The sequence below is a fragment of the Kineococcus sp. R86509 genome (assembly GCF_042466365.1).
GTDB lineage: Bacteria > Actinomycetota > Actinomycetes > Actinomycetales > Kineococcaceae > Kineococcus.
This window is the reverse complement of sequence record NZ_JAXHCE010000001.1, coordinates 3752485-3778897: the sequence shown is the minus strand read 5'-3', so window position 1 is coordinate 3778897 and position 26413 is coordinate 3752485. Positions and strand designations below refer to the sequence as shown.

Sequence of the window (26413 nt, the reverse complement as noted above, 5' to 3'; positions counted from 1 at the left end):
GGGAGTGACGGCCCTCCGTCGTGGGTGGCGCGGAACGGTCCCGATGTTGAGAGGATGAGCACGTGAGCACCCCGACGGCGGCGTCCCTGCAGATCACGGCCGCCCGCCCGTACCCCGGACTCCTCGACCTCCCCTGGGAGATCCCGCTGGAGGAGTGGCCCGAGGAGCACCTCGCGGCCCTTCCCCGAGGCATCTCCCGCCACATCGTCCGCTTCGTGCGGATCGGGGGCCGCGTCATCGCGGTGAAGGAGACCAACGCCGACATCGCGCACCGCGAGTACCGGATGCTGCGCATGCTCAACCGGCTCGACGTCCCCTCCGTGGCCCCGGTGGCCGTCATCACCGGCCGCGTCGACGCCGACGGCGAGCCCCTGAACGCGGTGCTCGTCACCCGCCACCTGCAGTACTCGCTGCCCTACCGCGCCCTCTACAGCCAGACCCTGCGGCCCGACACCGCCAAGCGCGCCGTCGACGCCCTCGCGGTGCTCCTGGTGAAGCTGCACCTGCTGGGCTTCTACTGGGGTGACGTCTCGCTGTCGAACACCCTGTTCCGGCGCGACGCGGGGGCGTTCGCCGCCTACCTCGTGGACGCCGAGACGGGTGAGCTCTACGACGAGCTCTCCACCGGTCAGCGCGACTACGACCTCGACCTCGCCCGCACCAACATCGCCGGCGAACTCATGGACGTCGTGGCCTCCGAGGCGCTGGACGCCGACATGGACGAGGTCATCGCGATCGCGGACCGGATCGTGTCGCGCTACCGCGCCCTGTGGGTGGAGCTCACCGAGGCGGAGTCCTTCGAGCGCGGTGACCGCTGGCGCGTCGAGGCCCGCATCCGGCGCCTCAACGACCTGGGGTTCGACGTCGGGGAACTGGCGATCACGACCGACATCGACGGGACGTCGGTGCGCATCGAACCGAAGGTCGTCGACGCCGGTCACCACTCCCGACGGCTGCTGCGCCTCACCGGCCTGGACGCGGAGGAGAACCAGGCGCGTCGCCTGCTCAACGACCTCGACTCCTACACGGCCGCGACCGGTCGTCAGGGGGAGGACGAGGAGATCGTCGCGCACGACTGGATGGCCGACGTCTTCGAACCCGTGCAGCGGGCCGTCCCCCGCGAGATGCGGGGCAAGCTCGAGGCTGCTGAACTGTTCCACGAGGTGCTGGAACACCGCTGGTACCTCTCCGAACGGGCCGGCCGCGACGTCGGCCTCGAGGAGGCGGTGAACTCCTACGTGGTGGGGGTGCTGCCGCAGAAACCCGACGAACGGGCCGTGCTGGGTGTGGACACCCAGTCGTTCCGGGTCATCGCCGACTGAAGCTCTGGAAGGACCCTCGTGCCTGCTGCCGAGAAACCCCGCGTTGCACTCACCGGCGCGGCCGGCAAACTCGGGCGGGTCGTCTTGCGCGATCTGCTCGACCACGGATACTCCGTCCTCGCCCTGGACCAGGTGCGCCCCGCGAGCCTGCTCGCGGGGGACGACGGGCAGTTCGTCAAGGTCGACCTCGCCGACCACGGCCAGGTCGTGGAGGCGCTGACCGGCCGGATCGAGGAACGCCCCGGCCCCTTCGCCGGGGTCGTGCACCTGGGGGCCATCCCCGCCCCCGGTCTCGCGTCCAACGCCGCGACGTTCCGCAACAACTCCGCCGCGACGTGGAACGTCTTCGACGCGGCGCGCGCCGCGGGCATCGACAACGTCGTGTGGGCCTCGAGCGAGACCGTCCTGGGTCTGCCCTTCGACGCCGCTCCCCCGCCCTACGCCCCCCTCGACGAGGAGTACCGCGTCCGGCCGGAGTCGACGTACTCGTTGGTGAAGGCGCTCGAGGAGGAGATGGCGCACCACTTCTGCCGCTGGAACCCGTCGCTGACGATGACCGGTCTGCGCTTCTCCAACGTCATGCACGTCGAGGACTACGCCCAGTTCCCGTCCTTCGACGCCGACGCGACGCTGCGCAAGTGGAACCTCTGGGGCTACATCGACGCCCGCGACGGCGCCCAGGCCGTGCGCCTGTCGTTGCAGCGCAAGGGTCCCGGCGTCGAGGTGTGCATCGTCGCGAACGCCGACACCGTCATGTCGCGCACGTCGGCGGAGTTGATGGCGGAGGTCTACCCGGGGGTCGAGGTCCGTCACGAGCTCGGTGACCACGAGACGCTGCTCTCGATCGACAAGGCCCGCCGGGTGCTCGGCTACGAACCCGAGCACTCCTGGCGCGACCACGTCTGACCCCGTCCGTGATCTTGCTGGGAGACCCAGCAAGATCACGGTTCGGTCAGGTCTGGCGGGCGAGAGCCGTCGCGGCGAACTTCGCGTCGGGGTCGAGGATGTCGAGCATCTTCACCATCACTTCGTCGAGCGTGGCGAGGTCGCGCTCGTCGAGCGGGTCGAAGACCAGCTGACGGACCCGCTCGACGTGTCCGGGCGCGGCGGTGACGACCTTCTGGAAGCCGGCGTCGGTGAGGACGGCGACCTGACCGCGGCCGTCGTTGGGGCTCTTCTCGCGGCGGACCCAGCCGTCCTTCTCCAGCCGGCTCACCACGTGGGAGATCCGGGAGGGGCTCGCGTTGGAGCGGGCGCCGAGTTCGCTCATCCGCAGGCTGCGCCCCGGTTCCTCGGACAGCATCGCCAGCGTGAGGTAGGCCGTCTTGGTGAGGTCCGCGTCGCGTTGCAGCTGAGCGTCGAGGGCGGCGGGCAGTAGTTCCATGAGCGCGCTGAGCCGCAGCCACACCCGGCGTTCGTCGGTGGAGAGCCAGCGAGGCGTCTGCTCGGTCATCCGGCCATCGTAGCAGATAGTTTCATCTTCAACTAACTCAGACGATGAGGTCCCGGTTGTTCACGGCGGGATCTGACCCAGTGAACACCCCGGACGGACGAACCGCACGTCGTCCCGACGACCCGGCCGGGCCGACGGCGGTGTCCCGCAGCGCGGCTCCGGGGCGGAGAGTGTCCTCTCCACCCCGGAGGAGGATCAGCGGTGGCGCGCGACCTCGTAGAGGGCGATCCCGGCGGCGACACCGGCGTTGAGCGACTCGAAGGCGCCGGCCATCGGGATGCTGACGACCTGGTCGCACTTCTCGCGCACGAGGCGCGACAACCCGGCGCCCTCGGCGCCGACGACGAGGACGATCGGGCCGTCGGCCAGCTTCAGCTGGGGCAGCAGGACGTCACCCTCGGCGTCGAGACCGACGACGAACAGACCGGCCTTCTGGTACTCCTCGATCGCGCGGACGAGGTTCGTCGCCCGCGCGACGGGGGTGCGGGCCGCGGCACCGGCCGACGTCTTCCACGCCGAGGCGGTCATGCCGGCCGCACGACGTTCGGGGACGACGACACCGTGACCGCCGAACGCGGCGACGGAACGGACGACGGCCCCGAGGTTGCGGGGGTCGGTCACGCCGTCGAGCGCGACGATCAACGCGGGACGACCCGAGTGCGAGGCCCGGTCCAGCAGGTCCATCGGGTGCTTGTAGTTGTACGGCGGGACCGTCGCCGCCACGCCCTGGTGGACGGCGTTCTCGGTGTGGCGGTCGAGTTCCTGACGCGACGCCTCGAGCAGGGGGATGCCCTTGTTCCCGGCGGTGGAGAGGATCTCCTTGATCCGCTCGTCCGACTCGACCCCGGACGCCACGTAGATGCCGGTGATCGGCAGTTCCGCGCGCAGCGCCTCGACGATGGAGTTGCGTCCCGCGATCCACTCCGTCTCGCCGGAGGGTTTGCGCCGCGTCGGCGGACGACCGCCGGGACGGGCGTTCGTCGTCGCCGCCCGGTGGGCCGCCTTGCCGGCCGCCTTCGCCGCCGGGTGGTAGGGACGCTCGGTCGCCTTCGGCGTCGGCCCCCTCCCCTCGAGGCTTCGGCGGTTCTTGCCCCCGGAGCCCCCGGTCGGACCCTTCTTGCCCTTGCTGACAGCGCCGCGACGCTGAGAGTTCCCTGCCACTAGTGCTCACCCTCCAGAACCCACCGAGCCCCGGTGGGGGTGTCCTCGATCACGATGCCCGCATCCTTCAGGGAATCGCGCACCGCGTCGGCGGTGGCGAAGTCCCGTGCGGCACGGGCGGTTGCCCGGTCGTCGAGCCGTGCGCGCACCAGCACGTCCAGTGCGGTGCGCGCGGTGTCCGTGCCGCCTGCCTGCGAGGCCCACGGTTCCGCGAACGGGTCCAGGCCCAGCACGTCCAGGCCGGCCCGGACCTGTTCGTAGGCGCTCTCCAGCGCCGCGTCGTCGCCCGCTGCGAGGGCGGAGTTGCCCGCCCGCGCCGTGTCGTGCAGGACCGCGAGCGCCGCGGGGGTCGCCATGTCGTCGTCCATCGCCGCGGCGAACCCGGCGGAGACGTTCGCGACGGCGGTCCGGCCGAGGCGTTCGGCGGCCCGGCGCACGAAACCCTCCAGCCGCGAGTAGGCGGCCTCGGCCTCCACGAGGGAGTTCTCGGAGTACTCCAGGTGCGTGCGGTAGTGCCCGGCGACGAGGTAGTAGCGCAGCACGACCGCGCGGTGGGTCGCCAGCAGGTGCGGGACGCCGAGGACGTTGCCGAGCGACTTGCTCATCTTCTCGCCGGACATCGTGACGAAGTAGTTGTGCAGCCAATAGTTCGCGAACCCGTCGCCGGCGGCACGCGACTGGGCCTGCTCGTTCTCGTGGTGCGGGAAGCGCAGGTCGAGGCCGCCGCCGTGGATGTCGAAGCGGGGGCCGAGGTAGCGCCCGGCCATGGCCGAGCACTCCAGGTGCCAGCCGGGCCGGCCCGGGCCCCACGGCGTCGGCCAGGACGCCGTCGCGGGTTCGCCGTCCTTGCGTCCCTTCCAGAGGGCGAAGTCGCGGGCGTCGCGCTTGCCGCGGGGGTCGGCGTCGCCGGCCGGTTCCATGTCGTCGAGCTTCTGGTGGGTGAGCTCGCCGTAGTGCGGCCAGGAGCGCACGTCGAAGTAGACGTCGCCCGAACCGTCGCCCGCGGCGTAGGCGTGACCGCGCTCGATCAGGCGCCCGATCAGCTCGACCATCTCGGTGACGTGGCCGGTGGCGCGGGGCTCGACCGTGGCGGGCAGGACGCCGAGGGCGTCGTAGGCGGCGCCGAACTCGCGCTCGAAGCGGTACGCGTGGGCCCACCACTCCGTCCCCGCCTCGGCGGCCTTGGTGAGGATCTTGTCGTCGATGTCGGTGACGTTGCGGACCATCGTCACGGCGTAGCCGCTGCGGGTCAGCCACCGGCGCAGGACGTCGAAGGCGACCTGGGCGCGGACGTGGCCGAGGTGGGGTGACCCCTGCGGCGTCGCGCCGCAGACGTAGATGCCGACCTGCCCGGGGACGAGCGGCGCGAACTCGCGCACCGCGCCGGCGGCGCTGTCGTGCAGGTGGAGGGTCACGGACTCCAGGATACCGGGGCTCGCGCTGTCTCCGAGCCCGTCGTTAGTGTCCTTCCCATGGCTTGGACCGTTCCCGGAGTGATCTCGCGCGCCAAGGGCGCCCCCGTCGAGACCGTCGACATCGTGGTACCCGACCCGATCGCCGGTGAGGTCGTCGTCGACGTCGCGGCGTGCGGGGTCTGCCACACCGACCTGCACTACCGCGAGGGCGGGATCAACGACGACTACCCGTTCCTGCTGGGCCACGAGGCCGCCGGCACCGTCTCGGCGATCGGCGAGGGCGTCACGAACGTCACGATCGGCGACACCGTCGTCCTCAACTGGCGTGCGGTGTGCGGGCAGTGCCGCGCCTGCAAGCGGGGCCGGCCGCAGTACTGCTTCGCCACCCACAACGCGTCGCAGAAGATGACGCTGACCGACGGGACCCCGCTCTCCCCCGCGCTGGGCATCGGCGCCTTCACCCCCAAGACCCTCGTCGCGGCCGGTCAGGCCACCAAGGTCGACGCGGGCATCGACCCCGCCGTCGCGGGGCTGCTGGGCTGCGGGGTCATGGCCGGGATCGGCGCGGCGGTCAACACCGCCCCCGTCCAGCGCGGCGACACCGTCGCCGTCATCGGCTGTGGCGGGGTGGGGTGCGCGGCGATCGCGGGCGCCGTCCTGGCCGGGGCCCGTCGGGTCATCGCCGTCGACCTCGACGACAAGAAGCTCGGGTGGGCGAAGCAGCTCGGCGCGACGCACACCGTGAACTCGCGGGGGCTCTCCGAGGACGAGGTCGTCACGGCCGTGCAGGACCTCACCGACTCCTTCGGCGCCGACGTCGTCATCGACGCCGTGGGCCGCCCGGAGACGTGGCGGCAGGCGTTCTACGCCCGCGACCTCGCCGGCACCGTCGTGCTCGTCGGCGTCCCGACGCCGGAGATGCAGCTCGAAGTGCCGCTGCTCGACGTGTTCGGTCGCGGCGGGGCGCTGAAGTCGTCCTGGTACGGCGACTGCCTGCCCGAGCGGGACTTCCCGCAGCTGCTGGAGCTGCACGCGAACGGCCGGCTGCCGCTGGACGCGTTCGTGTCCGAGCGGATCGGACTCGGCGACGTCGAGGAGGCCTTCGCCACCATGAAGTCCGGTGACGTGCTCCGCTCGGTCGTGATCCTGTGAGCGCGCGGATCGAGCACCTCGTCACGTCCGGGACGTTCTCCCTCGACGGGCAGACCTTCGACGTGGACAACAACGTGTGGATCCTCGGCGACGACCGCGACGTCGTCGTCCTGGACGCCCCCCACGACCCGGACGCCATCGCGGCCGCCGTGGGCGAGCGCACGGTCCTCGCGGTGCTGTGCACGCACGCTCACGACGACCACGTCCGGCAGGCACCGGCTCTCGCGCAACGCTTCGGTGCGCCGATCCTGCTGCACCCCGCCGACCGCGAGGTCTGGGAACTCACCCACCCGGGCGTCCCCACGACCGACCTGTCCAACGGGGAGATCGTCACCGTCGCCGGGACCGAGCTGCACGTCCTGCACACCCCCGGGCACACCCCGGGGGCGGTGAGCGTCTACGCACCCGAGCTGTCGACGGTCTTCACGGGCGACACCCTCTTCGCGGGCGGCCCGGGGGCGACCGGACGGTCGTTCTCGAGCTTCGCCACGATCATCGACTCGATCCGCGACGTGCTCTTCGAACTCCCTGCCGACACCCGCGTCCACACCGGCCACGGCGACGACACGACCATCGGCGACGAGTCCCCGCACCTGCAGGAGTGGATCACCCGCGGCCACTGACCCCTCCGGCCTGCGATCGTGCCGAGGACCCGGCACGATCGGAGGTCGGGAGGTGCGGGGTGCCCAACCGTGCTTCTCCTGAGAGCATCCCCGGGTGAGTGATCAGCAGGACAGCCCGCCCACCGCCTCCTCGCGCGGTCCGCGGGAGCGCCCGACCCGGGTCGTCGAACGAGGGATCAACGAGGCGTCGCGCTGGGCGTTGCGCCTGCTGATCCTGGGCATCGGGTTCGCCGGCCTGATCTGGCTGCTCGGCAAGGGGTGGTCGCTGCTGCTGCCGCTGCTGCTCGCGATCCTGCTCAGCGCGATCCTGTGGCCGCTGGCCCAGGTGCTGCGCGCGGTGATGCCGCGCTCGCTGGCCGCTCTCGTCTCGATCGTGCTGCTCATCGCCGTGGTGGTCGGGATCTTCGCCGCGCTCATCCCCAACGTCGCCGGTCAGGCCGGGGACGTCGCCGACTCCGCGGTCGCCGGGTTGGACAAGGTGCAGGTCTGGGTCACCGGACCCCCGCTGAACCTGGGCGACGACCAGATCGGCAACCTCATCGACCAGGGCATCACCGAGCTGCAGACCAACGCGCAGAGCATCGCGCTCAGCGTCGTCGGCGGTGTCGGCACCATCGGGGCGAGCGTCGGGTCCGGGCTGGTGACGTTCCTGCTCGTCCTCGTGCTCGCGTTCTTCTGCCTCTCCGACGGCGACCGGCTGCTGCCGTGGTCGCGTCGGTGGCTGAGCGAGGGCGCGCACCGCCACGTCACCGCGCTGGGCGGCCGGGTGTGGGCGGCGATCCGCGGTTACATCCTGTCCCAGGCGGCCGTGGCCCTCGTGGACGCCGTGTTCATCGGCGTCGGGATGGCCATCGTCGGGGTGCCGTTCGCCCTGCCGCTGGCCGTCGCGATCTTCTTCGCCGCGTTCATCCCCATCGTCGGCGCCGTCGCGACGGGCGTGCTGGCCGTGCTCGTCGCCCTGGTCACCCTCGGCTGGGTGCAGGCGCTGATCGTCCTCGGGATCGTCCTGCTGGTCCAGCAGCTGGAGGGCAACGTCCTGCAGCCGCTGCTGGTCGGCCGTTCGCTCGCGCTGCACCCGGCGGTGGTCATCGGGTCGGTGACCGTCGGCGGGACCCTGTTCAGCATCACGGGGGCCTTCCTCGCCGTACCGGTCGCGGCCATCGTGACCGTGGTCCTGCGCTACGTGCACCACGAGCTCGTCCCCGACGAGCCGGAGAACCCGAACGTCCACGAGGGCTCGAGGAAGCGACGACGTCGCGTCCCGTCGCCGGACGACGCCCCCACCGAGGCGACCACCCCGACGGAACCCGACCCCGCTTAGCGCAGCGAGCCGGCCAGCCCCGAACGCGCCCGGTCGCCGCCCCGAGCGGCGGCCGCGGCGCGTTCGCCGTGCAGGCCCAGAGCGCCGAGGCAGGTGAGCGCGACCTGCTCCGCGAGACCCGGCGTCGGGGGCAGCGTCGCCACCATCTCCACCAGGTGCAGGCAGGCGTGGCCGGCCACCTCCGCCGACACCGGGTGGCCGGCGGGCAGGAGCTCCCGCGCCAGGTCGCAGTAGACCGCCAGCAGCTGCCGGCGGTGCTCGCGGAACTCCTCGAACCGGGGCTGCTGCACCTCCGGCGCGACGTAGAGCGCCGCGATCCCCAACGGTCCCGCCAGCAACGTCGCGACGTCGACGACGACGAGGGCGTGCAGCGCCGCCCCCGGGTCCGGGGCCGCCGAACGCAACGCGTCGACGACGTCCAGGGTCGGGCGGACCGAGGCCTCCAGCAGTTCCAGCAGGATCTCGTCCTTGCCGGCGAAGTGGTAGTACAGCGACGCCTGCCGGATCCCCACCCGGTCGGCGATCGCCCGCGTCGACGTCGCCGCGTAGCCGGACTCCCCGAACAACGCCGCCGCCGCGTCCAGGATCTCCTGGCGCGCCGAGCGACCGGAACCGTCCCCCGCGCGGGTGCGCGGACGACCCACCCGACCCGCACCGCTGCTCACGGCGCCGATGCTGCCACCACCGCCCGCGACGCCGGGCCCCGGGCGTGCTGCGCCGCGGGCCAGGACCCGAACCCGGTGATCTCCTCCGCGCCCTGCAGCGCCGCGGGTTCGGCCAGGAACCCGCGCACGGTCGAGGCGTCCTCGAGGGTTACCGTCCCGATCGTCATCGGTTGCGGCAGCCCCGCCACGAACGTCCCGAACCCGGCCGCGGGCAGGCGCCACACCTCCCCGGCGATGGAGGCCCCGTCGGCGTCGCGCACCATGCCCGGCTTCGGCGGGACGGTGTCGAGGGCGAAGAGCCGGTACTGCGGGGCCGTCCGCACGGCGCGGACCAGGCTGGCGCCCGCGGCGACGAGCTGGTGGTTCAGCGGGTGCCCCGACAGGTGCGCCCCGACCACCAGCAGGTCCACCGACGGGTTCGCCCACCGCGCCGCCAGGACCGCGAGCGAGCGGTCGCTGAACGCCGGACCGGTGAGCATGACCCCGAACGGCAACCCGTCCACGGTCCCCGCCGGGACGGCGAGGGAGGCCAGGTCGAGCAGGTTCGCGAAGTTCGTGAACCGCCCCATCCGGGAGTTCGCCCCCACCGGGTCGGCCGCCACCTCCGCCAGGGTGGGGTGCCACGTCGTCGTCGGGGTGAGCAGGGCGTCGAACCCCGCCAGGAGCTCCCGGGAACGGGCCGCGAGGACGTCGAGGCGCTCGCGGTCGCGGAAGACCTCGATGGCGCTCACCGACTCCCCGGCCGCCACGATCGCCGCGACGGTGGGGTCGAGGTCGGTGCCGACGAGTTCGGGGTGGGCCGCGACGTGCGCGCCCACGGCCGCCGTCCGCTCGGCGACGAACGCACCGCCGTAGAGCAGGCCCGCGACCTCGAGCAGCGGGGCGATGTCCAGTTCCACGACCTCGGCGCCGCTCGCGCGGACCCCCGCGACGCAGGTCGCGAACGCCTCGGCCCAGCCGTCGGCCAGCCCCGCCAGGTGCTCCGGGGTGGGGACGGCGATCCGCGGTCGTGCGGGTGGGGCGGGCAGCGGTTCGTCCACCCGGGCCAGGGGGTCGAGGCCGTCGGGTCCCGTGAGGAGTTCCGCCGTGCGCCGGGCCAGGTCGAGGTCGCGGGCGAAGACGGTGACGCAGTCGATGCTCCGGCACGCCGGGACCACCCCGGTCGTGGGGACCAGACCGCGGGTCGGTTTCACCCCGACGATCCCGTGCAACGCGGCGGGGACCCGTCCCGACCCCGCGGTGTCGGTGCCCAGGGCGACGTCGACCAGCCCCAGGGCGACGGCCACGGCGGAACCCGAGCTCGACCCGCCGGAGATCCGGTCCGGGGCGAAGGCGTGCCGGACCGCCCCGTGCGGGCTGCGGGTCCCCACGAGGCCGGTCGCGAACTGGTCGAGGTTGGTCTTGCCCAGGACGAGCGCCCCCGCGGCCCGCAGCCGGGCGACGGCCGTGGCGTCGCCCGACGGCGCGTAGGCGAAGGACGGGGCTCCTGCGGTGGTCGCCAGACCGGCGACGTCGATGTTGTCCTTCACCGCGACGAGGACGCCGGCCAGCGGCGCGTCCCGGTCGACGCCGGCGGCCTCCGCGAGCACGTCCTCGAGCGGGCGCAGGCTGATCCAGACCTCCGGGCGGTCGACGGCGGCGATGCGGGCGTAGGCGTCACGCACCTTCTGCTCGAGGTTCACGCGGCGACCTCCTGGGCGGGACGGACGGCGAAGAGGACCTGGCCGGCGGTGACGGCCTCCCCGGGTCTCACGTAGACCTCGAGCAGTTCCCCGTCGGCGGGTGCGGTCACGGCGGTCTCCATCTTCATGGCCTCCAGGGCGAGGACGCGGTCCCCGTCGGTGAGGGTCGCGCCGGGTTCGGCGGACACCTGCCAGACGGTCGCGGCGAACGGGGCCGGCACCCCCACCGCACCGGCGGGGAGGTCGACCGGCCCGGCCGCGACGGCGGGAGCGGGTTCGGGGCGGACGTCGAACTCCCCCGAGGCGCGCCAGCGTTCCTTCTCGGCCGCGAACGCGGCGGCCTGCTGGGCGCGGAAGACCTCGATCTCGCCCGCGTTCTCGGCGAGGAAGCGTTCGTGCTCGGCGAGGGAGAACTCGCCCTCCTCCGTCTCGAACTCCCCCCGGCCGGCGTCGGTCTCCGCCCGCAGTTCGAGCAGTTCCTCGGCGGACACCGGGTACCACTCGATGCGGTCGAAGAACCGGAGTGCCCAGGGGGCGTCCTGGAACAACCCACCGCGCCGGAACCGGTTCCAGACCTGGACCGTGCGGCCCACGAACTGGTAACCGCCGGGTCCCTCCATGCCGTAGACGCAGAGGTAGGCCCCGCCGATGCCGACGGAGTTCTCCGCCGTCCACGTCCGCGCGGGGTTGTACTTGGTCGTGACGAGGCGGTGCCGCGGGTCGAGCGGGGTCGCCACCGGGGCGCCGAGGTAGACGTCCCCCAGGCCGAGCACCAGGTACTGCGCGTCGAAGACCGTCCGGAAGACGTCGTCGACGGAGCCGAGACCGTTCATCCGGGCGATGAACTCGAGGTTCGACGGGGTCCACGGGGCGTCGTCGCGGACCCCCGTCATGTACCGCTCGATCGCGAGCTTCGTCGCGGGGTCGTCCCAGGACAGCGGCAGCCGGACCCGGCGCGAGGGGACGACGAGGTCGTGGGTCGCGGGGAGGGCGTCGTCGAGTTCCCGCAGCAGCCCGACGAGCTGCGAGGCCCGCAGCACCGAGGCGTCGGTGTGGACCTGCAGCGAGCGGATCCCCGGGGTCACGTCGAGGATCCCGGCGGGGCGGTGGGCGTCGAAAACCCGCATGAGCGCGTGCACCCGCATCCGCAACCCGAGGTCGAGCACCTGCTCGCCGAACTCCACGAGCAGGTTGTCGTCGCCGTCGCGGCGGTAGGTCACCGCGGGACGCCCGGGGGCGGCCGGAACCCGGGCCAGGACGCCGTCGTCCCCGTCGCCGGCGAGGTCACGCAGGTCGATGCGCTGCAGCCGGGGCCGGGCGGCGTCCACCTCGCGGACGGGGTGGAAGCGCACGCGGTCCCCCGGGCGCAGTTGCCCGAGCTTCCACAGGTCCCCCGAGGCCACGACGGCGGGGCACACGAAACCCCCCAGCGAGGGTCCGTCGGGGCCGAGCAGGATCGGGGTGTCCCCGGTGAAGTCGACGGCACCGACGGCGTAGGGGGTGTCGTGGATGTTGGAGGGGTGCAGCCCCGCCTCGCCGCCGTCGCTGCGGGCCCAGCGCGGGCGTGGCCCGATGAGCCGGACCCCCGTGCGCGCGGAGTTCAGGTGCACCTCGTAGTCGGTGGCGTAGAACTCGTCGAGGTCGGCGCGGGTGAAGAACTCCGGGGCGGCGTGCGGGCCTTCGGTGACCGCGATCCGCCACTCCCCCGTGTACTCGGGGCGGCGCTCGAGCGGGACCGGGCCGGCGATCCGGGAGAACCCGGTCCCCTCGGGAACCCCGGGACGCAGGACGTCACCGGCCTGCAGCGCACGGCCGCCGTGGCCACCGAAACCCCCGAGCGTGAACGTCGAGGAACTGCCCAGGTACTGCGGCACGTCGAGACCGCCCCGGACCGCCAGCGCCAGGCGCAACCCCGGACCCGCCGCCGTGCCGACGCTCAGCACCGAACCGGCGGCCACCTCGAGGGGTTCCCACATCGCGACCTCGACGCCGTCGACGCTCACCGGCGCGGGAGCCCCGGTCACGCACACGACCGACGCGGTGGAGAACCGCAACGTCGGGCCGGTGGCGGTGATCTCGAGACCGGGTGCACCCACGGGGTTCCCGACCGCGAGGTTCGCCTCGCGCAGCGAGAGCGGGTCCATGGGCCCCGACGGCGGGACGCCGACCTGCCAGTGCCCGAGCCGGCCCGGCAGGTCCTGGACCGTGGTCATGGCCCCGGGGGCGAGGACGTCGATGCGCGGGTCCGGGTCCTCGGTGACGTCGAGGGTCGAGGTGGAGTGCGTGGCGCAGCGCAGGGGCAACTCGTCCACGAGGTGACGCAGCAGGCCGAGGTTGGTGACGACGCCGTCGATCCGACTGCCCTGCAACGCCTCACCCAGCAGGTCGAGGGCCGCGTCGCGGCCGGGGGCGGAGGCGATCACCTTCGCCAGCATCGGGTCGTAGAACGGGGTCACCTCCAGCCCGGTCTCGATCCAGCCGTCGACCCGCACCCCGGACAGGTCCGGGAACTCCGCCCGTGTCACCAGACCCGGGCTGGGGGCGTTCTGCTTCGCCGGGTCCTCGGCGTAGACACGGGCCTCGACCGCGACGCCTCGCGGTGCCCACTCGCGCTCGAACGCGTCGGTGACGGCGGGGTCGGTGTGACCGTCGCGGGCGAGGCGGAGCATGAGGTCGACGAGGTCGACGCCGTAGGCAAGTTCGGTCACGGGGTGCTCGACCTGCAGCCGGGTGTTGACCTCCAGGAACGCCGCCTCCTCGCGGACCGGGTCGTAGACGAACTCCACGGTCCCGGCGGAGCGGTAGCGCACCGAGGCCATGAGCCCGGCGGCCGTGGTGGCGATCTCGGCGCGGACCGCGGCGGGCAGCGCGGGGGCGGGAGCCTCCTCGATCACCTTCTGGTTGCGACGCTGCAACGAGCAGTCGCGGTCGCCGATGACGGCGATCCGGCCCTGACCGTCGCCGAACACCTGGACCTCGACGTGGCGGGCCGGGCGGACCAGGCGTTCGAGGAACACCCCGGCCGAGCCGAAACTCGCCGTCGCCTGCCGGACGACGCGGTCGTAGGCGTCGCGCACCTCCTCGACGGTGGCGCAGGCCTGCATGCCGATCCCGCCGCCACCCCCGGTGGCCTTGAGCATGACCGGCAGGCCGACGGTCTCGGCCGCGGCGACGGCCTCCTCGACCGAAGCCAGCAGCCCCGTCCCGGCGAGCAGCGGGACTCCGGCGGCCGCGGCGAGTTCCCGGGCAGTGTGCTTGCTGCCGAACTTCGTGATCTGGTCCGGGGTGGGTCCGACGAACGCCAGCCCCGCGTCCTCGCAGGCCCGGGCGAACCCGACGTTCTCGGAGAGGAACCCGTACCCGGGGTGCACGGCTCCGGCGCCGGTGTCGAGGGCGGCCTGCAGGATCGCGTCGGTGCGCAGGTAGGACTCCCGCGCCGGCGCGGGCCCGAGGCGGACGGCCGTGTCGGCCTCGCGGACGTGCGGCGCGGCCCGGTCGGCGTCGGAGAACACCGCGACGGTGCGCAGCCCGAGGGCGCGGGCGGAGCGCTGGATCCGGCGGGCGATCTCGCCGCGGTTGGCGATCAGCAGGGTGTCGAAGCTCACGAGGGAACCGTCACGATCATGCGCAGGGGCGTGGGGTCGAAGTCGTTGCAGGGGTTGTTGACCTGGGGGCAGTTGGACACCACGACGAGGACGTCGACCTCGGCCCGCACGGCGACGCGCTTGCCCGGACCGGAGATCCCGTCGACGATCCCGAGGGAACCGTCGACCTCGACCGGGACGTTCATGAACCAGTTGAGGTTGGAGACCAGGTCGCGCGCGTCGAGGCCGTTGCGGGCGCCCTCGGCGAGGAAGTTCTCCCGGCACCCGTGCTGGTGGGCCGTGTGGTGGCCGTAGCGCAGGGTGTTGGACTCCTTGCCGCAGGCGCCGCCGATGGTGTCCTGGCGTTCCACCTCGTTGCCGACGACCGTCATCAGCGGGTTCCCGTACTGGCTGCGCAGCACGGTGCCGGTCCGGACGTAGGCGTTGCCCTGCCAGGCCAGGGTGTCGGGAACGCTGTAGCGCTCGGACCGGTCGGCGTCGGCGAAGACCAGGCAGTCCGCGGACTGGTTGCCGCCGACGTCGACGATCGTGAGCACGTGCCCGGCGCGCACGACGGCCGACCACGGGGCACGGGCGGCGACCCGGTCGTCGCGGACGACCTCGCCCTCCACCAGCGGGGAACCCCAGTCCCAGCGGGTTCGCGTCGTGACGGTCATCGTGCCTCCACGTGGTCCAGGGTGTTCAGGTACGCGCGGTGCAGTTCCGGCGTCGCGGTGAACCGCGCGTCGGCCGGGCCGGTGGGGGTGCTGCGCCAGGCGTGCACCCGCAGCGGGCCCACGGTGAACTCCGGGCGCGGGTCCAGCGGGTGCGCGGTGTTCGCGACGAGGACGGTCAGCGGCATCTCGGCCAGCAGGTCCAGGGAGGTCCCCGGACCGGCGGAACCCAGCCAGCGGAAGCTCCCGTCCTCCTCGACCCGCACGCCCTGGAAGAACGACACCGAGGGGGGCAGGTCGCGCGGGCCGAGGCCCTGCTTGCTCGCGGCCAGGGTGAGCAGACCGCGGCCGGAGGGGCTCGGTCCCTCCGGAGCCGCGTCGCCGTACTTGCGCACGTTCCACGCGTCGGAGGTGGTGCCGCAGAACGCGTCGTGCCGGCCGGAGGAGTCGGCGACGACGGTCGCGAGGACCCGGCCGTCACCGGAGAGCAACGGGTGCCCGGCCCCGAGGTAGGCCTGCCACGGGATCTTCTGGGTGTCGGCGACGTTCAGCCGTTCCCACGGGGACAGGGCCGAGAGCAGCACGACGTTCGCGCAGGCGTCGCCGGTGACGTCGGTGAGACGGATCCGGGTCCCGCGGGCCAGCACCTTGGAGGTGTAGCCACCCGGCGCGACGGTCTCGGCCCACGTGAGGTCCGCGGGGTCGACGTCGTCGGGGGCGAACGGTGAGCTCGAGGCGGGCAGGTAGGGCATCCACTCGGCGGTGGCGCCGGCCTGGGCGCGCGCGTCACCGCGGGCGGCCAGCACGGTCGAGGTGTCGCGGATCACGCGGGTTCCTCCACGGGGTGGGGGCGGGCGCCGGCGACCTGCCGGGCGCCCAGGACGATGGGCCCCTGGTGGCGGACCCGGTTGCGACGGTGGACGAAGAACCCGACCACCAGGGTGGTGGCGATGAAGAGCAGCGCGCTGTACTGCAGCCACCAGGTGCCGTCGGTGAGGTCGTAGACGGCGGCGCGCGGCCAGGCGAGGTTCACGACCATGACGACCTGGTAGGCGACGGCCAGGACGTTGACGACGATCCCGAACCGGCCGAGGGAGAACAGCGGCCGGCCGAACTCGTCGACCCCGTCGGGCAGGCCGCCCCGGAACCGGCGCACGAGGAGCGGCACCGTCACCCCGAGGTAGGCCAGGTAGAGCATCGCGATGCAGAGGCTGGCGAGAGCGGTGAAGACGGCGCTCTGGTGCCAGTTCACGGCCAGCGCGATCGCCGCCCCGGCCCCGACGAGCACCGAGGCGCCGATGGGGGTGCCGGTGCGCGGCGACACGCGACCCAGCACGTTCGCGAAGGGGAACGCCCGCTCCCTCGCCATCGAGTAGACCATCCGCGACCCGGAGGTCTGGACGGCCAGGGTGCAGACCGCGACGGCGATCGCGACGCAGACGAGGAGGAGCCGGCCGCCGACGTCGCCGAGGCGGGAGGTGAGGACGTAGGCGAGGCCCTGCGAGGCGAGGGTCCCGTCGGTGAGGCTGGGGGCGGCGACGAGTCCGGCGATCAGCAGCAGCGCCCCACCGACGCCGGAGACGACCAGGGCCCGCACGATCGTCCGGGGCGTCGTGGCCCGCGGGGCGTGGGTCTCCTCGGAGAGTTCCCCGGCGGAGTCGAAACCGACCATGACGTAGGCGGCCATGAGGGAACTCGCGAGCCACATCGAGAGGTAGGGGCCGTCCGCCGCACCCGTCGTCGTGGTGACGACCGCCGGGCCGCGTTCGGCGTGGGCGAAGAGCGCGACGACCAGGGCGATGACGCCGACGATCTCGATGGCGACGCCGGCGGAGGTGATGACGGCCATCAGCCGGACCCCGATGACGTTGATCGCGGTGGTGACGACCAGGAGCAGGAGGCCGAGGACGACCGCGTTCTGCGCCCCTGTCGCGGACGTCGGCGCGGAGTCCGCACCGGGACCGCCGACGAGCTGGAACCCGGACCAGACGCTCGGCAGGACGGCCTGCAGCGCGATGGCGGCGGTGGCCACCGTGAGGACCTGGCCGACGACCATGACCCACCCGGTGAACCAGCCGAAGTCGGTGCCCGCCAGCCGGCTCGACCACTGGAACACCGCACCCGAGATCGGGTACCGCGCAGCGAGTTCCGCGAAGCAGAGGGCGACGAGGAGTTGACCGGCGAACACCGTCGGCCAGGTCCAGAAGAAACCCGCCCCGCCGAAGCTGAAACCGAGACCGAACAGCTGGAACACCGTCGTGAGGATCGACACGAAGGAGAAACCGGCGGCGAACGAGGCGAACGGTCCGACGCTGCGGTGCAGCTGCTGGCCGTAGCCGAACCGGCCGAGGTCACCGGTCTCGGTACCCCGACCGTCGCCGGCGCCGGGGTGCGTGCGTGGTGCGGGAACGGTCATCAGTCGGGCCTTCCGCTCGGTGACTCACCACCTCTACCTGTCGGGTGACAGGTATGGGGACGAGTCTGGCCGGAGCCGTGTTTCGAGCGTGTTTCCCCGTGGTGAAACCTGTGTTGCGGCTCCCCCCGACCCAACTCCTGGGGACTTCTCCACCCTTCCCTGGCTCGGGAAGGGTGGAGAAGTCCCCAGGAGTTGGTCAGGCGAGGGTGAGCTGGGCGCGGCGGAGGCGCACGCCGATCGCGGCGACGTGGGCACTCGCGGCGAGGCGGGCCGCCGCCACGTCGCCGGCCTCCACCGCGGCGAGGATGCGACGGTGCTCGTCGACGGCGAGTTCGCGGTGCCGCTGCTCGGCCCACAGCCCGGCTCCGGACAGGTGGGCACGGACCTCGAGGCGGCGCAGGGTGTCGGCCAGGGTCGCGTTGCCGGACAGTTCCCGCATCGCCGCGTGGAACTCCAGGTCCAGCCCGGCGTCACGCGCGGGTTCCGGGGTCTCGGCCAACGCGGCCTCCTCGGCGTCGACGAGTTCCGCGAGCCGGGTCAGCCCCTCCCGGTCCACGCGCTCCGTCGCCTCCGCCGCGGCGAGGCCGTCGAGGACCTCGCGGACGCGGAACACCTCGGACAGGTCCTCGGCCGTCACCGTCGCGACCCTCGCGCCGGCGTGCGGGGTGGACACCGCGATCCCCTCGGCGACCAGCCGTTGCACCGAGTCGCGCACGGGACTCCGGCTCACGCCGAGTTCCGCCGCGAGCGCGGGAACGCTCAACGACGTCCCGGGGCCCAGGCGACCGTCGAGGATGCGGGCGAGCAGCGCGGTGTGGACGGTGTCGCCCAGCAGTTCGCCGCTCACGCCGCGGGGGTGCCGTAGTTCGCGCGGATCCGCTCGGCGATGTAGTCGGCGGCGGTGATCGGCGGGTAGCTGCCACCGGGGGTCTCGATGAGGACCTCGCGGTTGGCCTGGGCGAAGAACGGCATGCTGTAGCGCGCTCCGGTGTACTCCCCCGCCCCGGGCATCCGCACGCGGTGGAAGGTGGACCGCAACTGGTCGTCGCTCCACCGCATCAGCATGTCCCCGATGTTGCAGGTGATGGCCTCGTCGGAGGGCACGACCGACGTCCACTCCGGCGCGTCGAGGTCCCGGCCCGGGCAGACCTGCAGTCCGCCCTGACCGGTGCGTTGGAACAGCAACGTGAGGCAGTCGAAGTCGGTGTGCGCTCCGGCCCGCCAGACCCCGGGTTCCACGGCGACGTCGCCGGGGAGTTCCGGGTAGTGCAGGATCCGCAGGGTCGACTGGTAGGTGTCGGCGGAGGGGTCGTGGGCGCCGGTGAAGAACTCGCGCGCGAAGCCGAGCTTCTCCGCGAAGCAGGACAGCACCCGCATCGCGAGTTCCCAGCACCGCGTCTCGAACCCGAGCATGAACTCGCGGAACTCCGGGAGTTCCGCGTCGGAGGGGAAGAGCGGGCCCATGTGCGGACGGGTGATCTGGTAGGACTCCTTGCGGTCCGGGGTCCCCACCGAAGGACGGATCTGGGTCCCCGACTCCCAGCCGGAGTTCCTGGGCCGGTCGAGGGGGTACTGCTGCTTCACCTCGACGGGGAGGTCGAAGAACGCCTTCGCCATCGCGAACGCCCGGTCGACGGCGGCCGCCTCGATGCCGTGGTTCACGATCTGGAAGAAGCCGACCTCGGTCGCCGCGGACCACAGCTGCTCGGTGATCTCGCTGCGGCGGGCCTCGAAGTCGGAGAGGTCGATCTGCGGGATGGCCCGGTCGCGTTCCGTCCCGAGGTCGCCCATGCGGGACTCGCGGTCGAGCTCGGTCATCTGCTGGGGCGCGGTCATGACCCCACCGTGTCGGCTGCATGCAATCCGACGCAATAGCCGCCGTGTGAACATCGTGTTGCATGTGATCCCGGGGTCTTCCGCGGGCCACGCTCCTCGGTCAGAGTTCGGGGGTGAACCTCACGACGAACGCCCCCCGCACGTTCCCCACCGCCGTCACCGACGTCACCGTCTGGGACGGCGGGACCTGGCGGGAGCACCTGGACGTACTCCTGCGCGACGGAGCGGTCGTGGCGATCCGCCCGCACGAGAACGGCACCGAGGGTCTCGACGGCACCGGCGCCCACCTGCTCCCGGGGTTCGTCAACACCCACACCCACCTGCAGCAGGCGACGTGTCGCGGGGTCGGCGAGGGGCAGCCGTTGCTGTCCTGGCTGCTGGCCGTCGGGCAGCACATGGCCGCCGTCACCCCCGAGTCGGCCTACCTCGCCGCCGTCGCCGGCGCCCTCGACGGTCTGCGCAGCGGGTCCACCACCCTGGTCGAGCACATGTGGCCGCACCCCTCGGAGGAGGTCCACGCGGCCGTGCTGCAGGCCCTGGAGGACGTCGGGGTGCGCGCGCTGCTCGGCCGCGGTGTCGCCGACCGCCCCGACCCCACCCGGAGGTGGGGTTTCGACCCCCGGCTCATGCAGCCCCTGGACACCGCCCTCGACCACGTGGAGCGGTTGGCGGGCGCCACCCGGGGGACGCGGGTCACCCCTGCCCTCGCGGTGCCGAACCCGCGCAGCCTCACCCCGGAGGGTCTGCGCACGGTCCACGCCTTCGCGCTCGAGCGCGACCTGCGGATCTCGATCCACCTGCTGGAGACGAGCACCGACGAGGACATGTGCCGCGAGCACGCCGGAGTCGGTGCGCTGCAGTACCTCTCGGACGCCGGGTTCCTCAGCGACCGGCTCCTCGCCGTGCACGGCGTCGCCCTCACCGCCAGCGACGTCGCGGCGCTGGCGGCGGCGAGGTGCGCGGTCTCGCACAACCCGGTCTCGAACATGCGGCTGGGTTCCGGGGTCGCCCCCGTCCCCGACCTGCTCGCCGCCGGTGTCGCGGTGGGGTTGGGCGTCGACGGTGCGGCCTCCAACGACCGGCAGGACATGCTGGAGACGATGCGCACCGTCGCCTACCTGCAGCGGGCCACCCACCGCCGCGCGGACCTGCTGGGCTTCGCCGACGTGGTCGCCCTCGCGGTCGACGGGGCCTCCTCGGTGCTGGGCCTGGCGCAGCGGCCCGGCGGGGGCGTCACCGTGGGCACCCCGGCGGACCTCACCCTGGTGCGCTTCGACCGCGACTTCGGGTGCCTGCCCGTCCTGGACCCGGGGGCCGGTCTGCTCACCACGGGAACCCCGCGGATCGTCGACACCGTCCTGGTGGACGGGGAGGTCGTGGTCTCCGACGGTCGCAGCACCCGCATCGACGAGGAGGAGCTCGTCGCGGCGCTGCTGGTGTGAGACCGGTCAGCGCGGGCCGGTCAGCGCGGGCCGGTCAGCGCGGGCCGGTCAGCCCAGGCCGGTCAGCCCAGGCCGGTCAGCGCAGGGCCGGTCAGCGCAGGGCGACGAGGGCGGTGGCGATCGCCGCGATGCCCTCGCCCCGCCCGGTCAGGCCGAGGGCGTCCGTCGTCGTCCCGGCGACGGAGACGGGCGCGCCGCAGGCGGTGCCGAGCGCGGCCTCGGCCTCGGGGCGGCGACGGCCGATCTTCGGCCGGTTGCCGATCACCTGGACCGAGACGTTGCCGATCTCGAAACCGGCCGCCCGCACGAGGCGGGCGGCCTCCGCCAGCAACCGTGCCCCGGAGGCACCGGCGAACTCGGGACGGGCGGTCCCGAAGTGGGCGCCGAGGTCGCCGAGACCGGCAGCCGCGAACAACGCGTCGCAGCAGGCGTGCGCGGCGACGTCCCCGTCGGAGTGACCCTCCGGGCCGAACTCCTCGCCCTCCCACAGCACACCGGCGATCCAGCACGGACGACCGGCGACCAGCCGGTGCACGTCGACGCCGGTCCCGACGCGGGGCAGGGTGGTCACGGGGCCTCCTGGGCCAGCAGCGCGTGGGCGAGGACGAGGTCGACCGGGCGGGTGACCTTGAACGCGTGCTCGTGGCCGGGCACCGTCCGCACAGGATGACCCAGGGATTCGAGCATCCCGGCGTCGTCGGTCGCGGCGGCACCGGGGAGCGCGGCGGCGTGCGCAGCGCGCAGGGGGCCGGCCGCGAAACCCTGCGGGGTCTGCACGGCGACGAGCTCGCTGCGGTCGACGGTCTCGACCACGAGGTGGCCCGCGACCCGTTTGATCGTGTCCGACACCGGGAGCACCGGGATCACCGCGGGCGCGCCGGCGCGCACGGCCTCGACGACGGCCGTGAAGACGTGGGGAGGGGTGAGGCAGCGGGCCGCGTCGTGGACGAGGACGACGTCGACGTCCTCGGCGAGCGCTTCGAGGCCCAGCCGGACCGAGTCCTGCCGCTCGGCCCCGCCGGCGACGACGATGACGTCGCCGTGCAGGGGGGCGAGCAAGGACATGACCTCGTCGCACGCGGCGGCGGGCGCGACTGCGACCACGACGTCGATGACGCCGGAGGCCGCAGCGCGCCGCACCGCGTGCACGAGCAGCGGTTCACCCGCCAGTGGAACGAGAGCCTTGGGACGCGAGGCCCCGAGGCGGTCGCCCCGGCCTGCGGCCGGGACGACGAGCGCGGATCTCAGGAGGCCAGGACCTCGTCGAGCAGCGACTCGGCCTTGTCCTCGTTGGTGTTCTCCGCCAACGCGAGTTCGGAGACCAGGATCTGCCGCGCCTTCGCCAGCATGCGCTTCTCCCCGGCGGAGAGACCGCGGTCCTGGTCACGTCGCCAGAGGTCGCGTACGACCTCCGCCACCTTGACCACATCACCGGACGCGAGCTTCTCGAGGTTCGCCTTGTAGCGGCGGGACCAGTTGGTCGGTTCCTCCGCGTACGGCGTGCGCAGGACCGAGAACACCCGGTCCAGCCCCTCGCGACCCACGACGTCACGAACGCCGACGAGGTCGACGTTGTCCGCAGGAACTTCGATGGTGAGATCGCCCTGGGCCACCTTCAGTACGAGGTAGAGCTTGTCCTCGCCCTTGATGGTCCGGGTCTTGATCTCTTCGATCAGTGCCGCCCCGTGGTGGGGGTAGACAACCGTTTCGCCGACCGTGAAAGCCATAGAAATTGACCCCTTTCCCTGGTTCCAGATTACCACGGCGATCGGGTTGTGGACAGTCTCGATCGGAGCGTTTGTGCAGGTCAGAGGCTCACGGTCGGCGGTCGGGGGCTTGACAGACCCCGCATCGCATGCTTCGCGCACCGGATCACCCCTCGCCCAGGGTGATCGTCGAGACACTCTCGGCACGTCCGCCGCGGGCCCCACGTCGTGACGGGAGCGTGATCGGCACGTGACCGGATCGCACCCCGTCATCGGGCGCGACGCCCCGCTCCGCTGCGAACACGGCTACGACTGCCGGTAGTCTGAACGCGTGAAGCTCCGCCTGCGCCGAACCTCCTCGCGCCGCCCCGTGGCCCAGCGCTCCGCCTTCGCGGTCGTGACCCTCGCCGCCACGATGGGTGTGGCCGGCTGTGCGGTCTTCTCGCCCGCCACGGTGCTCAAGCCGTACGAGCCCAGCGACGGGACGGGCACGACCGTGGGCGGTGTGACCGTCCGCAACACCCTCGTCGTCTCCTCCGGGGTCGACGAGCCGGGCGTGCTGTCCGTCGTGCTGGTGAACCCCGGTCCGGACCCCGCCACCGTCTCGGTGTCGGTCGACGTCGACGCCGGCGCACCCGCGGCGCAGTCGTTCTTCCTCGCGCCCGGTTCGTCCCTGCACCTGGGTGACCCCTCCGCCGTCGCGGACGACGCCGCCGCGACCGACGACGACTCGGGCACGCAGTCCCAGGTCGGCTGGGTCCAGGTCCCGCAGGTCCCCGTCACCCCGGGCGAGACCGTCCCCGTCACCTTCCGCGTGGACGGGCAGGCGCAGGCCGTCCAGGCGCCGGTCGTGCTCCCGTGCTTCGAGTACGCGGTGATCACGCCGACCGCAGCCGCCGACACCCCGACGGACACCGCGAGCGCCTCGGCGACGCCGTCCCCGTCCGTCACCTGCGGCCCGGCCGTGGGCGAGGAGCCGTCGGCCGCCGAGGGCTGACCTCCGCGTCACGCAGGAGAGGGGGTGGCCCGGTGGGCCACCCCCTCTCGCGCGTCCGGGCTCAGCCCTCGAACTTGTAGCCCAGCCCGCGCACCGTCACCAGGTGCCGGGGGTTCGCGGGGTCCGGTTCGATCTTGGCCCGCAGCCGCTTCACGTGGACGTCGAGGGTCTTGGTGTCCCCCACGTAGTCCGAACCCCAGACGCGGTCGATGAGCTGCACCCGCGTCAGGACCCGCCCGGCGTTGCGCAGCAGCAGCTCCAGCAGCTCGAACTCCTTGAGCGGCAACGGGACCCGCTCGCCCCGCACGGTCACGACGTGGCGGTCGACGTCCATCCGGACGCCACCGGCCTCGACCGTCGTCTGCACGAGGTCCTCGGGTTCGGCGCCACGACGCAGCACGGCGCGCACCCGGGCCAGCAGCTCGCGGGAGGAGTACGGCTTGGTGACGTAGTCGTCGGCACCGATCTCCAGGCCGACCACCTTGTCGATCTCGGAGTCCTTCGCGGTCAGCATGATGACCGGGACGCTGGAGCGCGTCCGCAGCTGGCGGCAGACCTCGGTCCCGGGCAGGCCGGGCAGCATGAGGTCGAGCAGCACGAGGTCGGCACCGGCCTTGTCGAACTCCTCGAGCGCGTCGTTGCCGTTCTCGGTGACGGCCACGTCGTAGCCCTCCCGCCGCAGCAGGTAGGACAGCGGGTCGGAGAAGGACTCCTCGTCCTCCACCACCAGGATGCGCGTCACGGTCGGACCTCCAGTTGCGAGTGCGGCGAGGGGTTCTGCGCCGTGTGTTGCTGCGGGTGCGGTTGCGGGTGGGCCTTCGGGGCGTGCGGGGCGGCGTCCCCGACGGCGCCGGCCGTCGTGGACGTGGGGCCGGCGTCGGCCGTCTCCGTCGGCGGCGGGCCCGGCAGTCGCAGCGTGAAGGTCGACCCCTCCCCCTCGGCGCTCCAGACCTTGACCTCACCACCGTGGTTGCCGGCCACGTGCTTGACGATCGACAACCCGAGTCCGGTGCCGCCCGTCGAGCGCGAACGCGCGGGGTCGACGCGGTAGAACCGTTCGAAGATGCGGTCGAGGTCGGCGGCGCTGATCCCGACCCCGCGGTCGGAGACCGCGATGTCCACCGTCGAGAGCTGCTGTCCCGCGAGCTTCCCGGCGATCCCGCCAGAACCCCTGCGCACCTCGACGACCACCCGGCTGCGTTCCGGGGAGTACGCCAGGGCGTTGTGCACGAGGTTGCGCAGCGCCGTGACGAGCAGTTCGCGGTCACCCCGCAGCTGCAGTCCGCGGACACCGGCGACGACGACCTCCGACCCGCGCCCCTGGGCCAGGGTGCCCACCCGGTCCACGGCCTCGGCGACGAGACCGTCGACGTCCATGACCTCCGGCTGCACCACGTTCTCGGCGGCCTGCAGGCGCGAGAGGTCGATGATCTCCTGCACCAGGGCCGTCAGGCGCTTGGCCTCGCGGCGCATCCGGCGGGAGAAGTGCCGGACGGCGTCCGGGTCGTCGGCGGCGTCCTCGACGGCCTCCGACAACAACATCAACGCACCCACCGGGGTCTTCAGCTCGTGGCTGACGTTGGCGACGAAGTCCCGCCGCACGGCCTCGATGCGCCGCGACTCCGTCCGGTCCTCGAGCAGCAGGAGGACGTGGTGCGGACCCAACGGCGTGACCCGGGCCAGCACGACCGCGGGCGGGCGGCCCAGCCCCGCACCCAGGTCCGTCTCGACCTCGCGGACCCGGCCGTCCCGTCGGCAGTTGCGCACCATGTCGCGCAACTGCGCGTCGGTGAGCTCGTTGCCGCTCACGACACCCGTGGCGTAGGAGGCGGCACTGGCCTTCACCACCTGGTCGTCGGCGGAGAGGACCACGGCGGAGGAACGCAGCGCCATCAGGACGTCGCTGACCCCCGGGGGCAGCCCGCTCGCCGGCGGGGCGGGGGGCACGGGCGGGTGCTGGAGGCGTTCGGAGACGCGGAAGGCCAGCACCCCGGCCGCGCCGGTCAGCACACCGACCACCGCGGCGATCGACACGGAGACATCGCCCAGCACCCCGCAAGCCTACGGTGACCGGGGGACCACCCCGAGCCGTCGACGCCCGGACGCGGCCGGCCACGCAGATGTTCACCCACGGGGAGCCGCTCGTTCACCGGGCCCTGCGAGCCTGCCCGGGTCACCATTGACCGAGGCGTCTCCAGAGCACGGGACGACCGGCCGTCACGAAACCCCGGAGGACCTTGCCGTGCGCAACGTGTACCACGACGAGCTGGCAGGTCTCGTCGAGACGCTCGTCGAGATGACCCAGCTCGCCGAATCAGCCATGACCCGCGCGACCAGCGCCCTGCTCGACGCCGACCGCGAACTCGCCGAGACGGTGATCTCCGCCGACAAGCGCATCGACCAGCTCCAGCGCGACCTCGAGGAGCGGGCCGTCGACGTCCTCGCCCGCCAGTCCCCCGTCGCGACCGACCTGCGCGTCGTCGTCACCGCACTGCGGATGAGCTCCAGCCTCGAGCGGATGGGCGACCTCGCCCGCCACGTCGCCAAGCTGGCTCGGCTGCGTCACCCCGAGCCCGTCGTCCCGCCGGAACTGCGGGCCACCGTCCTCGAGATGGGTCAGGTCGCCGAACGGATCGTCGCGAAGGCCGGCAGCGTCATCGCCACCCGAGACGTCGCCATGGCCGCCCAGATGGAGGTCGACGACGACGAGATGGACCGCCTGCACCGCCAGGTCTTCGAGCAGTTGCTCTCCCGCACCTGGGACCACCCCACCGAGGTGGCCGTCGACCTCACGCTGTGCAGCCGCTACTACGAGCGCTTCGCCGACCACGCCGTCTCCGTGGCCAAGTCGGTCCTGTTCATGGTGACCGGCACGCGCGAGGAGGACGTTGCGCCGCAGACGGTCTGACCGTCCCAGCCCGCCGCGACGCCGCGGCGGGCTCGGACGCGCCCACCACTCCACCG

Annotated in this window: 24 protein-coding genes; 8 read left to right on the top strand and 16 right to left on the bottom strand. The window is 72.8% G+C overall.

All coding sequences use genetic code 11. From position 1 onward, the window contains the following. Window positions 1-62: 62 nt before the first annotated feature. Both SJY07_RS18470 and SJY07_RS18465 read left to right on the top strand, forming a co-directional pair. Window positions 63-1322 (top strand): DUF4032 domain-containing protein, encoded by a 1260-nt coding sequence (locus SJY07_RS18470; protein WP_380161087.1) that lies wholly within the window; start codon window positions 63-65, stop codon window positions 1320-1322. A gap of 18 nt (window positions 1323-1340) precedes the next feature. Beyond that, window positions 1341-2228: an NAD-dependent epimerase/dehydratase family protein gene (locus SJY07_RS18465; protein WP_380161085.1), complete on the top strand. Its 888-nt coding sequence runs from the start codon at window positions 1341-1343 to the stop codon at window positions 2226-2228. 46 nt (window positions 2229-2274) lie between these two features. Here SJY07_RS18465 and SJY07_RS18460 read toward each other — a convergent pair whose 3' ends face one another. From SJY07_RS18460 to cysS, 3 genes are all read right to left on the bottom strand, one after another. Further along, window positions 2275-2775 carry a MarR family winged helix-turn-helix transcriptional regulator gene (locus SJY07_RS18460; protein ID WP_380161083.1) on the bottom strand — a complete coding sequence of 167 codons (501 nt, stop codon included), beginning with the start codon at window positions 2773-2775 and terminating at the stop codon, window positions 2275-2277. A gap of 195 nt (window positions 2776-2970) precedes the next feature. Then, window positions 2971-3936, bottom strand: coding sequence for a 23S rRNA (guanosine(2251)-2'-O)-methyltransferase RlmB (gene rlmB / locus SJY07_RS18455; protein WP_328292760.1), 966 nt, complete (start codon window positions 3934-3936; stop codon window positions 2971-2973). Next, window positions 3936-5351, bottom strand: coding sequence for a cysteine--tRNA ligase (gene cysS, locus SJY07_RS18450; protein ID WP_380161081.1), 1416 nt, complete (start codon window positions 5349-5351; stop codon window positions 3936-3938). The genes rlmB and cysS overlap by 1 nt, the downstream gene beginning before the upstream one ends. A gap of 57 nt (window positions 5352-5408) precedes the next feature. Here cysS and SJY07_RS18445 point away from each other — a divergent pair, with 57 nt between their 5' ends. From SJY07_RS18445 to SJY07_RS18435, 3 genes are all read left to right on the top strand, one after another. Further along, window positions 5409-6503: an S-(hydroxymethyl)mycothiol dehydrogenase gene (locus SJY07_RS18445; RefSeq protein WP_380161079.1), complete on the top strand. Its 1095-nt coding sequence runs from the start codon at window positions 5409-5411 to the stop codon at window positions 6501-6503. After that, window positions 6500-7126 (top strand): MBL fold metallo-hydrolase, encoded by a 627-nt coding sequence (locus SJY07_RS18440; RefSeq protein WP_380161077.1) that lies wholly within the window; start codon window positions 6500-6502, stop codon window positions 7124-7126. The genes SJY07_RS18445 and SJY07_RS18440 overlap by 4 nt, the downstream gene beginning before the upstream one ends. A 94-nt stretch (window positions 7127-7220) precedes the next feature. After that, window positions 7221-8447, top strand: a complete 1227-nt coding sequence (locus SJY07_RS18435; RefSeq protein WP_328292764.1) for an AI-2E family transporter — start codon at window positions 7221-7223, stop codon at window positions 8445-8447. Here the strand turns inward: SJY07_RS18435 and SJY07_RS18430 are convergent. The 8 genes from SJY07_RS18430 to SJY07_RS18395 form a co-directional block, all read right to left on the bottom strand. Then, on the bottom strand, window positions 8444-9112 hold the full coding sequence (locus SJY07_RS18430) for a TetR/AcrR family transcriptional regulator (RefSeq protein WP_380161075.1): 669 nt from the start codon (window positions 9110-9112) through the stop codon (window positions 8444-8446). The genes SJY07_RS18435 and SJY07_RS18430 overlap by 4 nt on opposite strands. Then, window positions 9109-10794: an allophanate hydrolase gene (locus SJY07_RS18425; RefSeq protein WP_380161073.1), complete on the bottom strand. Its 1686-nt coding sequence runs from the start codon at window positions 10792-10794 to the stop codon at window positions 9109-9111. The genes SJY07_RS18430 and SJY07_RS18425 overlap by 4 nt, the downstream gene beginning before the upstream one ends. After that, the gene (uca, locus tag SJY07_RS18420; RefSeq protein ID WP_380161071.1) at window positions 10791-14399 is read right to left on the bottom strand and encodes an urea carboxylase; all 3609 of its coding nucleotides are present in this window, start codon (window positions 14397-14399) and stop codon (window positions 10791-10793) included. Before uca ends, SJY07_RS18425 begins: the two co-directional genes overlap by 4 nt. Next, window positions 14396-15055, bottom strand: a complete 660-nt coding sequence (locus SJY07_RS18415) for an urea amidolyase associated protein UAAP2 (protein ID WP_380161070.1) — start codon at window positions 15053-15055, stop codon at window positions 14396-14398. Before SJY07_RS18415 ends, uca begins: the two co-directional genes overlap by 4 nt. Next, entirely contained in the window at window positions 15052-15879 is an 828-nt protein-coding gene (locus tag SJY07_RS18410) for an urea amidolyase associated protein UAAP1 (RefSeq protein ID WP_380161069.1), read from the bottom strand. Before SJY07_RS18410 ends, SJY07_RS18415 begins: the two co-directional genes overlap by 4 nt. Then, complete coding sequence (locus tag SJY07_RS18405) at window positions 15876-17468, bottom strand: APC family permease (RefSeq protein WP_380161067.1); 1593 nt, start codon at window positions 17466-17468, stop codon at window positions 15876-15878. Before SJY07_RS18405 ends, SJY07_RS18410 begins: the two co-directional genes overlap by 4 nt. A 196-nt stretch (window positions 17469-17664) precedes the next feature. Beyond that, window positions 17665-18315 (bottom strand): GntR family transcriptional regulator, encoded by a 651-nt coding sequence (locus SJY07_RS18400; protein ID WP_380161065.1) that lies wholly within the window; start codon window positions 18313-18315, stop codon window positions 17665-17667. Beyond that, entirely contained in the window at window positions 18312-19304 is a 993-nt protein-coding gene (locus tag SJY07_RS18395) for an isopenicillin N synthase family dioxygenase (protein WP_380161063.1), read from the bottom strand. Before SJY07_RS18395 ends, SJY07_RS18400 begins: the two co-directional genes overlap by 4 nt. Before the next feature lie 113 nt (window positions 19305-19417). Between SJY07_RS18395 and SJY07_RS18390 the strand changes: the two genes are divergently transcribed. Continuing rightward, entirely contained in the window at window positions 19418-20746 is a 1329-nt protein-coding gene (locus SJY07_RS18390; protein ID WP_380161061.1) for an amidohydrolase family protein, read from the top strand. A gap of 91 nt (window positions 20747-20837) precedes the next feature. On the opposite strand, the gene ispF is transcribed toward SJY07_RS18390, so the two are convergent. Genes ispF through SJY07_RS18375 form a run of 3 tightly spaced genes read right to left on the bottom strand, consistent with a single transcriptional unit; the run spans window position 20838 to window position 22473 of the window. Further along, window positions 20838-21317, bottom strand: coding sequence for a 2-C-methyl-D-erythritol 2,4-cyclodiphosphate synthase (ispF, locus tag SJY07_RS18385; protein ID WP_380161059.1), 480 nt, complete (start codon window positions 21315-21317; stop codon window positions 20838-20840). After that, complete coding sequence (gene ispD / locus SJY07_RS18380) at window positions 21314-21994, bottom strand: 2-C-methyl-D-erythritol 4-phosphate cytidylyltransferase (RefSeq protein ID WP_380162402.1); 681 nt, start codon at window positions 21992-21994, stop codon at window positions 21314-21316. Before ispD ends, ispF begins: the two co-directional genes overlap by 4 nt. After that, on the bottom strand, window positions 21991-22473 hold the full coding sequence (locus SJY07_RS18375; RefSeq protein WP_012084764.1) for a CarD family transcriptional regulator: 483 nt from the start codon (window positions 22471-22473) through the stop codon (window positions 21991-21993). Before SJY07_RS18375 ends, ispD begins: the two co-directional genes overlap by 4 nt. Before the next feature lie 310 nt (window positions 22474-22783). Here SJY07_RS18375 and SJY07_RS18370 point away from each other — a divergent pair, with 310 nt between their 5' ends. Next, window positions 22784-23449 carry a hypothetical protein gene (locus tag SJY07_RS18370; protein ID WP_380161058.1) on the top strand — a complete coding sequence of 222 codons (666 nt, stop codon included), beginning with the start codon at window positions 22784-22786 and terminating at the stop codon, window positions 23447-23449. Between the two features lie 61 nt (window positions 23450-23510). On the opposite strand, the gene SJY07_RS18365 is transcribed toward SJY07_RS18370, so the two are convergent. Beyond that, window positions 23511-24191, bottom strand: a complete 681-nt coding sequence (locus SJY07_RS18365) for a response regulator transcription factor (RefSeq protein ID WP_328292776.1) — start codon at window positions 24189-24191, stop codon at window positions 23511-23513. Then, window positions 24188-25501 carry an ATP-binding protein gene (locus SJY07_RS18360; protein WP_328292777.1) on the bottom strand — a complete coding sequence of 438 codons (1314 nt, stop codon included), beginning with the start codon at window positions 25499-25501 and terminating at the stop codon, window positions 24188-24190. The genes SJY07_RS18365 and SJY07_RS18360 overlap by 4 nt, the downstream gene beginning before the upstream one ends. Before the next feature lie 190 nt (window positions 25502-25691). Between SJY07_RS18360 and phoU the strand changes: the two genes are divergently transcribed. After that, window positions 25692-26357, top strand: coding sequence for a phosphate signaling complex protein PhoU (gene phoU / locus SJY07_RS18355; protein WP_328292778.1), 666 nt, complete (start codon window positions 25692-25694; stop codon window positions 26355-26357). Window positions 26358-26413 lie beyond the last annotated feature (56 nt).